7 protein-coding genes are annotated in these 14,787 nt (G+C 43.9%); 3 read left to right on the top strand and 4 right to left on the bottom strand.

Going from position 1 to position 14,787, the window contains the following annotated elements; translation table 11 throughout:
* Positions 1-1,044: 1,044 nt before the first annotated feature.
* Both AAA970_RS17460 and AAA970_RS17455 read left to right on the top strand, forming a co-directional pair.
* Positions 1,045-1,536, top strand: coding sequence for a hypothetical protein (locus AAA970_RS17460; RefSeq protein WP_338238176.1), 492 nt, complete (start codon positions 1,045-1,047; stop codon positions 1,534-1,536).
* 602 nt (positions 1,537-2,138) lie between these two features.
* Positions 2,139-2,315, top strand: a complete 177-nt coding sequence (locus AAA970_RS17455; protein WP_338238175.1) for a hypothetical protein — start codon at positions 2,139-2,141, stop codon at positions 2,313-2,315.
* A gap of 321 nt (positions 2,316-2,636) precedes the next feature.
* On the opposite strand, the gene AAA970_RS17450 is transcribed toward AAA970_RS17455, so the two are convergent.
* From AAA970_RS17450 to AAA970_RS17435, 4 genes are read right to left on the bottom strand one after another with little or no spacing between them, the layout of a single operon-like run.
* Positions 2,637-5,078 (bottom strand): tetratricopeptide repeat protein, encoded by a 2,442-nt coding sequence (locus AAA970_RS17450; RefSeq protein ID WP_338238174.1) that lies wholly within the window; start codon positions 5,076-5,078, stop codon positions 2,637-2,639.
* A gap of 4 nt (positions 5,079-5,082) precedes the next feature.
* A complete protein-coding gene (locus AAA970_RS17445) occupies positions 5,083-6,135 on the bottom strand; it encodes a PorP/SprF family type IX secretion system membrane protein (RefSeq protein WP_338238173.1) in 1,053 nt (350 codons plus the stop codon).
* Positions 6,136-6,155: 20 nt separating this feature from the next.
* A complete protein-coding gene (locus tag AAA970_RS17440) occupies positions 6,156-7,397 on the bottom strand; it encodes a hypothetical protein (RefSeq protein ID WP_338238172.1) in 1,242 nt (413 codons plus the stop codon).
* A gap of 2 nt (positions 7,398-7,399) precedes the next feature.
* Positions 7,400-12,658, bottom strand: a complete 5,259-nt coding sequence (locus AAA970_RS17435; RefSeq protein WP_338238171.1) for a beta strand repeat-containing protein — start codon at positions 12,656-12,658, stop codon at positions 7,400-7,402.
* A gap of 770 nt (positions 12,659-13,428) precedes the next feature.
* Between AAA970_RS17435 and AAA970_RS17430 the strand changes: the two genes are divergently transcribed.
* On the top strand, positions 13,429-14,772 hold the full coding sequence (locus tag AAA970_RS17430; RefSeq protein WP_338238170.1) for a TolC family protein: 1,344 nt from the start codon (positions 13,429-13,431) through the stop codon (positions 14,770-14,772).
* Positions 14,773-14,787: the final 15 nt, after the last annotated feature.

The raw sequence follows: 14,787 nt of genomic DNA, 5'->3' as shown, positions 1-14,787 counted from the left end.
ATGTATACTACAATTGCGGTTTTCATTTGCAAATGTCGCTATGGAGTCTTTTGAGACAGGTTGGTGCATTGTTGCGCTTTATCTTTTTTTAATGTAGCGGTTTTTATTGTATTATTTGTAGGTAGATTTTTTATAAAAAAAATTGTGGTTTTTTGAAATAACTAGGTGGACCTCCTTTTTTGAGTCATATTTCATTCTAAAGAGGTGTTTTTTGTGAAAACCTCAATGATTGGGTTGATTTTTTATGAGCCTAATGATGATCTATTTTTTGTGCCCTGAACAATCTTATAAAATTTGAATAGAGCGGAAAGAAGAGTGCCGGGCAATTTTTGCTGTATGTGATGGTGGGGGTTAATGAATCCTTTGGTTTTGGAGTTTTACATTAAAATATGGGTAACCGAATCTTTATTAATAATGGGAGGAGATTTGAGTCTACCATGTGCTTTGTCAAAGTTAAGAAGGTCTGTCTCGGCCTAGATCCTTGTATCATAGCAATAAGCTTATTATGCTATTTAGGGTAAAAACCTGAAATGGTAGTATTGGAATAGCTCTGGCTTGGAGGTCAAGTTCCTCATACTCCATTGGTATTATCGCTTTTTTATCCAAGTGATTGATGGTGCTTCCATTCTGGTCTGCAAAATTGACAAAATCAAAAAACTCCAACATGCCTTCTGGCAAAAGTAAACGCACAAACGCCTTATTGAAATAGATTACACTGATGGTGCAGTTTACACATTTTTAAGAGAATGCCAGAAATTCGGTGTGTTCCACTTTTACCTCCTATGTTAGCCTGAGTCACCATTTTACGATATGTCTCTGCGTACACTGGAACCCCAATGATGGCCTGCGCTATGATGGTAAACCCGCTTTTTCCCCGGCCTTTTTTTAAGTGAAGTGAAAAATATAAAAGGATTAATTTATAAAAATCGGTATGATCTGTATCTTTAGTGATGAGCTATGCCGACATGATTTAGTTCAATAAGGGGTATTTCACGCCCTGCTGGCTACGCTCCATACACACTTAGTTGCACTTAATTTAGAAAAATGAAAGTATTTCCAACAATAGAAAAAGAATTTGTCTTGACCGATAATCAAGAAAAAACATTAGACAGACTAAAAAGAAGAACAGATTACTCTAAAAATTTGACCTCCCAGAAAACTGATAAATCTTTCCGTGGGGAAGTCAATGAGAATAAATTTAAAATTATATCATCTGCTATTGGGAAAGGGGCTTTCTGCGTCTTGACGGGGGAAATTTCTTCTAATAGAGGGATTGTGAAAGTTGAAATTCATAAGATATTTAAAGTCCTTTCGAGCGTACTTCTTCTACTGCCCATACTGGGGTTGGCCGTAGAATACCTAAATAGGGCTGAAGACTTCTCTCCTGTTTTCCTTTTGATTGTATTTGCTCAGCTTTTATTCATCAGATTCGGTTTCATTGAATTATCATTTAGATCTATAAGCAAATCAAGCCTCAACAGATTACGACATGTTTTGGATATTGAATGGAAAAATAATAGGCAACACATTATGTGATAATACATAAAAACCCATTTTACTGTAAATGTTACCTTTCATTTGGGCATGAATATGAAGACTATTATATTTCTAATTCACTTGAGCATACTCTCTTCCAGTATGTCTTGCAATAAATGGGCGAAATATCTGGTAAATTCATCTGTACAAGTGATTCTCGATCCAATAATTTTGGTTGACGGAAATCTAGAATTTGACCTATGGATTGGCATACCAACTTCTGATTACAATAAGATAGATTCAATTGAATATTTCTTATTCTATGTTAACCAGGTCGAGGAAAAAGACTGAAACAATTCCGTATTTTGAAAAAGGAGTTTATTAGCATAATACCCGATTATGAAAGGACGATAAAGATTAATCAAAAAGTAGATCAAATAGCCGACACAATGGATCTGCAATTACAGATCTGTTTATACAAAAAAGGTAACTCTTATGAATTACCTGAAATGCCAATTGCAAGGATCATTAAGAAAAACGAGATTAATAATGGGGAGTAGCCATAGCCTCGCAAAGTTTACCGCATGGCTTTCGCTAAAGGCCTCACACGGCCTAGCTACATCTGCTAGCCGGGTCGTTAGCGCACATTTAATTCCCCACACATGAATAAACCAACTGGACATAAATCAAAAGCCGACTTATTAGAGGTTGATAAGTTATATGTAGAAATAGCAAGGAAAGTATTTCCAATAATTGTTCGTCAAGCTATTGCTGGAGAACCAATATTTTACTCGGATTTAGCGGAGGAGTTGGGAATACCAAACCACCAAGAAACCTAAATTATGTTCTCGGTGCTATTGGAAATGCCTTAGAATTATTATCAGAAAGAACCAAAATCAAGAAAATTCCTGGCATAAATTGTATCGTAGTCAATAAGTCTGAAAATCATCTAGGAGCCTGTCGGATTTATACCATTTTATTCTATTAGTCGAAATATTATTTGGTTTCTCTATTTTCAATTGAAGAAAATATATTTCCAATTCCCGAAATATAGCCTTTAGAGCTAGTTTGACTTTCACGCACAATTAATGGCCAAAATAATATTTTGTGAATTTTGTGAAGTCAATTATAATCCGACAGGCTCCTAGTATTCATTAAAATCACTCCTCCTCCGTTTCTTCAGCTAAAGTGGGGACCGGCTCTAAAATACCGTTGCAGGAAAGTAAAGGAGTCTCTTCGATTCGTAAAGACAATATCTTCAGGCGATCTATATCGGGCTCTGAAAGGGATTTTAAAAATTCCCAATCCGACGAGCGCATTCGGACAAAACCATCCTGATCTGTTTTCAGGCTGAATAGGATGCTTAATCGTTTCCAGTCTTTGGAGTTGTGTTCCTTTTGCGTGCTGGTAAAGGTGTAAAAGTCTTCAATCGCTCTGGCCTTACCAATATACCAAAAGCTCTGCTTGCTTTGCTCCAATAGCTTTTTTTCTTCCGGCTCTAATTGTTGAAGGGTTTTTAGATCCTCTGCTAATAAATGAGGCTGAAGTAAATATATGCGGTTGGCCCATCGTTGCGCAATGATCCGGTCCACCCTTAATTGATCCTTTTCTGACAAGTTTCGGTAAAAAGCCAAGGCGTTATCAACTGTTGCCGGAGGGGAAGCAGTCCTTGTTACTTCTCTAAAGGCGTTATTGGATGGATTTTCATGCTTATCGGAATGATTAAATTCCTTTTTTAATGCTTGAAACCCTCCTGCGGTTGGTGGGGCCGTAGCGGCCACTGGGGAGTCTGCCTGCTTCATTTCCTGATGCATATATATACTATCCGCATTGTTTTTTACCAAAGGCGCCGGATTGGAGCTATGGTCCCCGTCTGGTCCTGAAGCAAATTTTTTAATACAGTAGGCAAGCAGTCTCTTATCTTCAAATGAATCATAGGAATCTCCTTTTTCCAATGCGGGAGCGGAAGATTTATTTTCCTTTCCGGAATTTTCAGCCCATGTTTTTAATTTTTCCTGTTGAACACGGTTCAGGGTCTCCCAACGATTTTTATCTTCAATTTTCCAATCCTCCTGTGCCTCCTGAGGATATTCCAATAATTCCTGAATGGCCAAACGATTCCCAATTCGTTTTAATTCATCAGAGGCTTCCTCAACAGGAACCGGGATTGGGGTCTTATAATAAAGCTCGGCCATCAGTCGTGTTTTGTTCTTTTTTAACCACTGTTTTTCAACTCCATTTGGGTACGACGCTTCAAATTTATCCCAATTGATCGTCCGGTTGGCCTCCATCGAAATGGTACTTATATCGTCTAATACGCCGTCTAAATCGTACCACATCATTTCATAAATATCAAATCTACTTTCTTGTCTTCGATTGGAGGAAAGGTAGCCCATTTCTGCACCCGTCACCATACAAGTTTCGTCATACGGAGTGTTGTAGGGCGTGCCCAAATTGATGATTTGATCTTTGTGATGCGAATCCCAAATAAATAAATCCTGCCCGCCATAGCCATGGTGCCCATCACTGGAGAAAATTATTTTTCCAGTTTGAGCCACCATATGTGGTGCCATTTCCCTCCCTGGCGAATTGATGGCTTCCACATTGGTCGCGCTCACCCATTTATCTTTTTTATTTCTGATAGCATAATAAATATCATCCCCACCCTTTCCCTTTGGCCGGTCAGAGACGAAATAGAGCGTGTCTCCGCTGTAGCTTAAGGCCGGTTGCTTGCTGTTGTATTTTGGGAAATTCACCTCTTTTCCCAGTAATTTGGGCTTTAGCCATTGTCCATTTTCCTTTTTGCTCATGAGTATTTTACAGCCTGATTTTTCCTCACACCTCACGAAATAAAACTCTAATCCATCAGGGCTAAAACAACCCGGGGCCTCAGAGTCTGTGGTATTAAATTGATTGAATCGATCCTTTGGCACATATTCATCCCACATATTGGTTTCATAAGTGTAGAGGTAAATTTCTTCATTGCTCTCCCCCAACGCATTGAGTTTGGTGCCGGGCGTTTTCCTGCTGGAGGCTATGGCCAGGGTGTCTCCATTTTGAAAAAGAACAGGGGCATAATCGTTGGACGGACTGTTAATGCCATTTTCCATACGAGAAAATATAACGGTTCGGTAGTCTTCCTTTCGCTCCGATAATGCCAGGTAACAACCTCCTCTTTCAATACGGGCCTGTTCCAAAAGGATGCTGGCTTTTTTTTGATCCCCTTTGGGTAATTCCTCGATTTTGAGGTTGTGTTCAAAATCCTGAAAAGCATAGACGCTTTCCCTTAAGCGATTATTTAATTTTAGGGAACGCGCATAATAAAATCCTTCTAAGGGGTATTCTTCCACAAAATCTTCCTTGAGCTCCCGGTATAGGGGTAAGGCCTCCTGATAATGAAGTAGTGCATCATGAGCATGCGCGAGTCGGTATATGGCATAAGCGGACTCCGGATATTCGGATGCCAGTTGTTGGTACAAAGGGATAGCAAGGGTATAATTTCCCGCCTCAAAGGCTTTGTCGGCTTCCTTTTGTATTTTTTTAAAATTGCCTTTATCGGGGATTAGAAGGAAAAAAAACAGGAGTAGGGAGATAAGGTTCATGAACTTACATTAAGGGAGTGGAAAATCGTTTCACTTTTCGTTCTTTAAGGATGCGATAGGCGATGGATATTTCCGCCGCACCGCCTCCGGAAGTGTTGTATCGAATATTATTGATATTAAGATCATAACTAAAAGCTACCGATAAGGCGTTGCGAATAAATCCGGCGGAGAAAATGAAGGAGTCTCCCAGGCGGTACCACATGCCCAGCGTGGCGTGGAAGAAGGTTTTCTCTCTATGATTTCTTTCAATTTGATAGGTATAATAGGCTCCCAAATTATATTGGGTTAACCCATCTTCATGCCTGATCAGAAAGTTGGGGCTAAAAAACATATCGGCATCCCGGGAGCGCAGGTCAATGCCTCCATGTACTTTATAGGTAATGGGCAATCGGTAGCCATCCGTTTCTTTATAAAGCGTCGCATTGGGTCGGTTAAGGGTAGAAGCGGCAAAGCCCCCAAACATGCTATATCGGTGTCTTCTCCCTGTGCTTTTTGGGTTGAGGTAATACATTATGCCCAGATTGACAAGGGGGACATTTACCTGATTGTTTAAGTCCGCCATATCGATGGAGGGACTGGCATTGGGGTTTACCTGACCGGTAAATGGGTCATACATGCTGCCGGTGATGATATTGCCATAATCCATTCGGTTTTGGTGCCAGCCTGCTTGCATTCCAAATGAGATCATCTGGGTGGAAAATTTATCCAGATTCAGATTATAAGCGGCACTAACCTGAATGGCGGTAGACTTATAAACCCGATCCATGCCAGCTTGCTGGTTAAAAACGGATAGGCCCAGGCCCCCTTTATGTTGCTCGAAATTGCCCTGTGTAAAAAAAATAGGCAGGGAACAGGCGAAGTGTTGCGCGTTGGTGGGTTCTCCTTGTCCTCGCCATTGGGAGCGGTAGTTAAGCCCGAAGTAATAGTCAATTTCTAATCCGGTCATGGCCGGATTCAGCAATTGGCTGGTGCTATAGAATTGGGAGAAATTTCCTATTTGAGCACAAAGAATACCTGGTAAAAATAGGAGGTAAATAATGTGTAATATTTTATTCATAATTTTGATCGTTTGTGGGATTAATGAATGACCATTACACTTCCTGAATGATTGATGATTTTACCATTATTAAATCTTCCTGTCATCAGATAATTGTATACTCCGGGAGGAACCATATTTCCATTGCGGATATTAATGCCATTCCAGCCTTGAGTCGACATTTGTGAAAAGGAGAAGCTTTCGTGTACAATTTCTCCTGCAGTATTGTAAATGCGGAAAAGGAATTCATCTCCGGAGATGTCTTGTGAATAAATTTTGATAAGGCGGTCATCTTCCAGTGCAGCCTGATAAATCAGGGCATTGGGAATGAAAAAAGAAGTTTGTTCCTCGAATGAAGTGGAGACTCCTAAGGTGTATAAGCTCATGCCTAAAGTGTCAGACATGCTCAATGCGCTTCCAATGCCTTCATAGCCATCAATGATTATTCGTTCCGATTGTCCCAGAGAGCGGAAGGCCCTTTGGTTTGCGGAGGCTTCCGCCACGACCAAATAATTTAAATCTTCCGGACTTTCATTAAATTCACTATCGAAGAAAGGTAACTGGAGGTAAGTGTTTTGGGAGGAGCCTTCTTCCCAAGAAACCTGCCAGTGATGAGTGCCGGAGAGTTGTTGAAGGTTTGTTCCGGCAATAAAGTCTGAGGATCTGGAAGTCAATGTCCCTTTAATAGCTAGGCGTAGCTCACCACCTCCCAAATTTTTAATAATCAAGGGGGTATAGTTGTTTTCATTACCAATAGGATAGTAGATTTTTTCATTGCCTTTTAGACTGAGCCAGCCAATGATATAGCTGTTATCATGGCCTTGACCAATATGGGCGCCATCTAAGAGGGTGACAGTGTCGGCGAGTAACCAGCCGTTTTCCATTATCAGGTTTTGACCAATGGTCAATGTTTGATCAAAGCGTTTGTCTCCCTCGCCTGCCAATTTTAGAATGCCCATCGTTTGGGAGATACCACTGATGTTTTGAAGTGAACCATCCAAGGTTAATTGACTATCGGCAGACCATTGACTTGTGCCGGTGTCGGTATAATCTCCGGAAAGCACCAGCTGTCCATTGAAAGCAGCAGTGCCCGAATGCAACCAACTGCCTTCCACCTCTATTTGTCCATTTAAGTCCAGATTTCCCTGTGCCTCAACATTTCCGATGATATGAACGGTCACATTTTCTTCCACCGTAACCATGGGGTGATTGAGCAGGACGGTTTGGGCTCTGAGCAAGATAGGGGAGAGGAGTAGCCCTGAAAGTAGGAGTAGATTTTTCATACTTACTGGATTACGCAGACATTAAAAGTTATTGTACTAGCATCAAAATTAGACCCACCTAGATTATAAACCCCGACTTCTATTGTGTTGGCACCGGTAACACCACAATAGGTGATGATTACGTTCCCCATTCCAGAGGTAGGATTAACAATGACATTGGCAGTGGTGGCGATACTTCCACTAAAGCCTGATATGGTAAAAGTTCCAAACGATCCTCCACCTGAAATGGTAGTGGCTGAACCTGCTCCCTGAAATCTTTGAATTTGAGAGACAAATGAGCCATTGGTAGGATCTAGTTTTAGTCCTGTGCTGGTGATCTTGCCAGTGGTAAAGTCCCCAGCCGCATCTCTGGCTACGATGGCATTGGCCGTATTGGCATCGGTAGCGGTGGTGGCGGTATTGGCCACTTTTCCGGCGGTGGAGATGGTCGCTAATTTGGAGTCCGCAATGGCGGCAGATGCATTAATATCCGCATCCACGATGGATCCTGCCGCTATGGTCAGTGCCGTTGTTCCGTTTCCTGTCCCGTCAAAACCTGTGATCGATCCGGTGACATCACCGGTGAAGCTGAGGTCTCTGGCGGTTTCCAGGGCTGTAGCGGTGGAGGCATTTCCGGTAACAGTTCCAATGAAGGCGTTCGCTGTGATATCATTTGCAGTAAAATCCCCCGCCGCATCTCTGGCTACAATGGCATTGGCCGTATTGGCGTCGGTAGCGGTAGTGGCGGAATTGGCCACTTTCCCAGCGGTGGAGATGGTCGCTAATTTGGAGTCTGCAATGGCGGCTGCGGCATTAATATCCGCATCCACGATGGATCCTGCTGCTATGGTCAGTGCCGTGGTACCGTTTCCTGTCCCGTCAAAACCGGTGATCGATCCGGTGACATCACCGGTGAAGCTGAGGTCTCTTGCGGTTTCCAGGGCTGTGGCGGTGGAGGCATTTCCTGTAATAGGCCCAATGAATGCGTTCGCGGTGATGTCATTTGCAGCAAAATCCCCTGCCGCATCCCTTGCTACGATGGCATTGGCGGTATTGGCATCGGTGGCGGAAGTGGCGGAATTGGCCACTTTTCCAGCGGTGGAGATGGTCGCTAATTTGGAGTCCACAATGGCGGCTGCGGCATTAATATCCGCATCCACGATGGTTCCCGCCGCTATGGTCAGCGCCGTTGTGCCATTTCCTGTGCCGTCAAAACCGGTGATCGATCCTGTGACATCACCAGTGAAGCTGAGGTCTCTTGCGGTTTCCAAAGCTGTAGCGGTGGAGGCATTTCCGGTAATAGGTCCAATGAAGGCATTCGCGGTGATGTCATTTGCAGCAAAATCCCCTGCAGCATCTCTTGCTACTATGGCATTGGCGGTATTGGCATCGGTAGCAGTGGTGGCGGAGTTGGCCACTTTTCCGGCGGTGGAGATGGTCGCTAATTTGGAGTCCACAATGGCGGCTGCGGCATTAATATCCGCATCAACAATAGATCCTGCTGCTATGGTCAGTGCCGTTGTGCCGTTGCCTGATCCGTCAAAACCGGTGATCGATCCGGTGACATCACCTGTGAAGCTGAGGTCTCTTGCGGTTTCCAGGGCTGTAGCGGTAGAGGCATTTCCGGTTATAGGTCCAATGAAGGCGTTCGCGGTGATGTCATTTGCAGCAAAATCCCCAGCCGCATCTCTTGCTACGATGGCATTGGCGGTATTGGCATCGGTAGCAGTGGTGGCGGAGTTGGCCACTTTTCCAGCGGTGGAGATGGTGGCCAATTTCGCATCGGTAATAGTGGTATTGGCAATGTCATCATTGATGATCGTACCGTCGGTAATTTCTGCACTACCGATGGCATTGTTGGCAATTGTCACCGTACCATCCGTGGCGATGGTCGCATCTCCTCCCATGGTTTGTTCGGCCCGATCGCCTGTGGCATCCCCAATCCATATGCTACCATTACTCAGGTCTTCGGATAATGCAAGTTGAGTGGTGACGAAATTCATGGTGGCCGCATCCTGTGCATTGGTCGGGTCTGCCAGATTGGTAATGGTGTTGGTGCCCATACTCACATCTGCCGCCGCTGCGCCGAACCCACTCAAGGGAATATTCGCTTTATCGAGCTTAGCCTCAGTAATATTGGCATCCGCGACCTTAGCGGTGGTAATCTGTGCATCCTGAATTTCAGCCGTCTGAATAGCATCGGTTCCAAGGGTTACGGTCCCGCTGGCGGTTAAATTGGTAACGGTGGCAGGAGCGGCGGCGGTGGCGCCAATAGTGGTGCCGTCAATATTCCCGCCGCCTACGTCTACGGTGGCCAGATTGGCGGTTCCCGTGGTGGAAATCAGCTGGGCCCCGAAATCCGGATCGACCTTGGTTCCGGCAATGGCCGCTAAGCCATTAATATCGGCATTTAAAATGGTCCCATCTGCAATCTCTACATTAGAAATGGCATCTGCGGTGATGGTCATTGTTCCATCATTAGCTAAAGTAGCGTCTCCGCTGATGCTTTGTTCAGCGCGTTGGTTGGTCCCATCTCCAATCCATAGGGTAGCATCCGTCAGGTTTTCACTGCTGGTAATTTGAGTGTCGACGTAATGCTTTGTGGCGGCATCCTGCGTGGCAGTGGGATCAGCGATATCGATTAATTTGTTATTCCCTACGCTTACATCTGCAGCCGCTGCGCCAAAGCCACTTAAAGGAATGTTGGCTTTATCCAATTTGGCATTGGTGATGTTGTTGTCTGCTACTTTTGCCGTCGTAATTTGGTTGTCCTGAATCTCGGCAGTTTGTATGGCATTGGTACCAAGGTCAACCACACCGGTAGTACTCAAATTGGTGAAAGTCGCAGGGGCGGCACTATTGGCACCAATGGTAGTCCCGTCTATTTCTCCGGCGGCGATGTCGACGTCCGCCAATGTTGCGGTTCCCGTAGCAGACAGGGTATTAGTGGAAGTATTTCCGGTGGTGGCGATGGTTTGCCCCACAAAATCCGGATTGATTTTGGATCCTGCAATAGCAGCGCCCGCATTAATATCTGCATCGGCAATGCTGCCATCGGTAATTTCCGCACTACCAATCGCATTATTGGAAATGGTTACAAGGCCATTGTTGGCCATGGTGGCATCCCCACTCATGCTTTGTTCCGCTTTTACGTTGCCGGCATTTCCTATAAAAATATGTGCGTCGGTCAGGGCGTTGGAAGAGGTCAGCTGATTATCTACATAATTTTGGGTGGCGGCATCCTGAGGGGTGGTAGGATCCGCCAAATTGGTTATTTTTTGGCTTCCCATATTTACGGCTGCGGTAGGATTTCCAAAGCCACTCAATGGGATGTTAGCCTTGTCCAATTTTGCCTCTGTGATGTTGGCATCCTGAATTTCCGCCGTTTGAATAGCGTCATTAGGTAAAGCGACGGTCCCGGAAGCGATCAAATTGGTTACCGTTGCGGCGGCGGGATTGCTTGCTCCAAGGGTAGTGCCGTCGATAGTTCCATTATTAATATCCACTGTGGCGAGCGTGGCGGTTCCGGTGGTGTTGACTGTTGCTGCATTGACGCCTGCTGTGGTGCTGATGTTTTGCCCTCCGAAATCCGGATTGATTTTCGTTCCGGTGATGGCGGCTGTGCCACTGATATCGGCATCCTCAATGGTGGCATTCAGAATTTCAGCGGTGGTCACGGCATCATTGGCCAATTCATTGTTTTGGATAGCATTGGGCTGTAGCTGAAGTCGGTTACTTCCATTGATCTGAAATTGAGAGACCTCAGCCGAAATATTCATGGTATTGGCCGCATTATCAAAAGTAAGCCCGTCCCCGGCACCAAAAGTCACCAGAGAAACCTTATCGATCCAACTTACATTTCCCAGGTTATCAGTTGCTAAAACCTTATCGTTTCCCTGTGGGTTCAGGTCAGCGGGCATGATGGTGCCATCGGCAATTTTCTCGGTCGTTACACTTCCATCGATCATTTTGGCAGTGGTCACTGCGTCATTCGCAATAAGGGTATTATTGATTTCCCCAGTGCCAATGTCGGATGCCTGTACCGTTCCATCAGTGATGTGGGCAGAGTTAATGGCATTTCCGGCGATATCACCGGCGATGATGGTGCCATCCAGGATATGAGAAGATTCTACCGCATCACCAGCTATTTTAGTATTTGTAACCGCGGCGTTTTGAATTTTAATGGTGGTAACGGCCACATCTGCAATGTCGCTCGTCATCACGCCACCATCGGAAATTTTGTTGGTAGTAATGGCATCATTCAGAATTTTAGCATTGGTGATGGCGTCATTGTTGATGGTCACCGGAACAATCGCGTCGGTGGATCCATCGAAAGTGGACAGGATACCGTTGACCTCTCCTGTGAAATTCACATTTACCGGACTCTCCAAAGCACTCGCAGTGCTTGCATTTCCGAGGATATCGCCGCTTACATCACCTGTTAAATTCCCTGAAAAAGTATTGGCCGAAATGTTGTTGGCTATAAAGTCCCCATTGGTGTCCCTGCTGACAATGGCAGAAGGGGTGTTGGCGGAGGTTGCGGTAGTAGCGGTATTGGCGACTTTTCCTGCGGTGCTGATGGTGGCCAATTTGTTATCGGTAATGGCTGCGCTGGTACTAATGTCTTCGTTGAGAATGCTATTGTTTGCTATTTTGATCGAACTGACCGCCTGATCATTTAGCTTGGCAGTGGAAATCGCGGCATCGGCAATTTTAGTGGTTTGCACAGCGCCATCGGTAATTTTATCGATCGTAATAGCGAAATCCTGAATGTTTTCTGTTGCAATGGCATCGGACTGAATTTTTGCATTGTCAATCGCATCATCGGCCAACTTGCTGTTAATCACCGCGCCATCGGTAAGTTTAGCAGTAGTAATGGCATTGTCAATGATTTTAGCGTTCGTAACGGCATCATTTTTTATGATCGGATTAGGGAAAATTCCTTCCAAATCACCGCCGGCATCAGCTTTGAATTCCTTTAATAAGGGGTACCAATTACCGCCATGCCAAAAGAAAAATTGCCCTTCTTCGAAGTCATAAACTAACATCCCATTTTCATTGTCAGAAAAATTGGCTTGCATCCTTTGGGAGGTGGTCATTTGAGGAATTAGGATTCCCTGATCCCCATTGGGGGCATTCAAGTGAAGAATGGCGCGTTGGTTAGGGGTGTTGGTTCCTATCCCTACCGAGTTTTGGGCAAGAGCAGGCGGGGATAGTAAACAAACAAAGAAAAATACTGCGCCTATCGCCCGATATTTGAAAAGGGTAGTGTATTGCGGCATATTGAGTTGGGGTTTGTTATGGGAGTTTGTCGATGGTTTTTAGTTTTCGTCATTTGATCACGACTTTCATCATATAACAATCAATTTGAGGGGCAGTAGTTTGGCTTTGTAATAAATTGATGAAAAACGTAATCTTCAGATCCCATATGAGGAGGAAAGATTATGAAGAAATGTAGAGGAGATTAAGAGTCAAATTGGGAGGGAAGTCAATAGAGAAGGATTAGAAGGGTTTCAATTTGGGAAATCTATGTTTGCGTTCCTTGGGAAATTGGTCATATGGATAAAAACAACAGGCGCCTTTTACGTATATTTTTTGGTGCATAATCCATGAACAATTTCCGCTGATTTTAGATGCTTTAAATTGGATTATGTCATTGTGAGGGAATTGTCGCTTTTGTGTAAAGCGAATGGGGCTGCGGTAGGCTCTAATCTATGTTTAAGTTCATACTTTACCTTCGGCCAATGCATCAATAAAGTAATTGTAAGGAAAATCATTGATAATGATCAGTAATATTTTGTAATGTAATCAAAACATTAAAATAGGATTAATTTTATTTGGGTTACATTTTCTTTTTTAAGTCCAAGGGGATTGCCATTTATATTAAAAAAATACCGATTATCAGTCTGATTTTTTATTCGGACGTACTTATTGATATTAATTTAGTAAAAGGACGCGTATCCGCGGTTTTTTACGCTCTTTTGTCTAGGAAAATAAAATAACCTTGACGACTTCGGGCAATGCCTAAGCGTAAAAATACCTTTTAAAGGAAATGATTAGAAAACGATTTGGTTTAGTATTAATTTGCATTATTTCATGTTTTGCTTCAGTCGTAAAAGCCGCTGATGTAGAGGTGGAAGATAGTGTGAGCTTCACCTTGGAGGAAGCAATTATTTATGCAAAACAACACAACCGTGACGTCACGGTGGCGGACCTGGCACAGCAAATTGCCAGACGACAGACACAGGAGTATGTGGCCACAGGATTACCACAGATAAATGCACAATTCGCCCAGGATTATAATTATAAGCTGGGAGTGATGGTAATGAATACGCCTGAAGGGCCGCAACACATTACCATGGGTCAGCCCTATTCGGGAAATTCTACGGTACAATTAAGTCAAATGCTTTTTGACGGTTCTTTTTTTGTGGGGCTAAAAGCTGCCAGAACCTTTCAGGAGCTATCTGTAAAGCAGGAAACCCAAACCGAGATTGACGTGGTGGAATTGGTGACCAAAGCTTACTTTTTGGTGTTGGTCAATGAAGAATCCCGACAGGCCATTCAGCGAAATCATGAACGATTAGCGCAACTATTGGAAGAAACCGATAAAATGTTTCAGAATGGATTCGCGGAAAAAATGGATGTGGACCGTATCAAGGTGCAGTTGAATAATGCCGAGGTAGAGCTTAATCAGAATAAACAGGAGACGGAAGTGAGCCGGATGATGCTGAAATTCCAAATGGGCTTCCCCTTAGAATATGAGATGCGGCTTTCTGAGGATTTGGATAGCCAGGGCTATCAAGAGGTTTTGGCGGAATCGATGAATGAGTTTTCCTATCAAAATCGCATTGAATACAGTATTATGAGTACGCAGGAACGATTGAAGCATTTGGAAATCAAAGAGAATAACTCCCGATATTTTCCAAAAATCGATTTGATTGCCTCCTATGGATACCTCAACTTTGGGGAAGATTTCCGTTCTTCTTTTGATGTTTCCAAATGGAGTGCTCAGGGCGCTATTGGATTGAAAATGACAGTTCCTGTTTTTGACGGACTATACAAGCATCGCACTCACCAAAAAATGAAGTTGGAGCGTCAGCAGTTGATGGTTCAACAGTTGGCATTGAAAGACAATATCACCATTGAGGTAAAACAGTCTCAAAACAAATTGGTGACTAACGTTCGTACGGTCGAAATCCAGAAAGACAATATGGAATTAGCACAGGAAGTGTATCGTCATGCGGTGGCGAAATACCAGCGTGGTATCGGTTCCAATTTGGAAGTGATAGAGGCGGATGGAGATTTAAAACAAGCCCAGAACAATTACTACCAAGCCTTGTATAGTGCGCTGGTTGCCAAAGTTGAACTTCAAAAAGCCATTGGCGCCCTTAATTAATCCTTTGATATCAAG

This window comes from Persicobacter diffluens (assembly GCF_036244895.1).
GTDB classification, from domain to species: Bacteria; Bacteroidota; Bacteroidia; order Cytophagales; family Cyclobacteriaceae; genus Persicobacter; species Persicobacter diffluens.
Note: the sequence above shows the minus strand (reverse complement) of the source record. Positions and strands in the feature narration are given on the sequence as shown.

Coding starts and splice junctions, on each gene's coding strand:
- AAA970_RS17460 (WP_338238176.1), top strand. CDS start 1,045: ATGAAAGTATTTCCAACAATAGAAAAAGAATTTGTCTTGACCGATAAT.
- AAA970_RS17455 (WP_338238175.1), top strand. CDS start 2,139: ATGAATAAACCAACTGGACATAAATCAAAAGCCGACTTATTAGAGGTT.
- AAA970_RS17450 (WP_338238174.1), bottom strand. CDS start 5,078: ATGAACCTTATCTCCCTACTCCTGTTTTTTTTCCTTCTAATCCCCGAT.
- AAA970_RS17445 (WP_338238173.1), bottom strand. CDS start 6,135: ATGAATAAAATATTACACATTATTTACCTCCTATTTTTACCAGGTATT.
- AAA970_RS17440 (WP_338238172.1), bottom strand. CDS start 7,397: ATGAAAAATCTACTCCTACTTTCAGGGCTACTCCTCTCCCCTATCTTG.
- AAA970_RS17435 (WP_338238171.1), bottom strand. CDS start 12,658: ATGCCGCAATACACTACCCTTTTCAAATATCGGGCGATAGGCGCAGTA.
- AAA970_RS17430 (WP_338238170.1), top strand. CDS start 13,429: ATGATTAGAAAACGATTTGGTTTAGTATTAATTTGCATTATTTCATGT.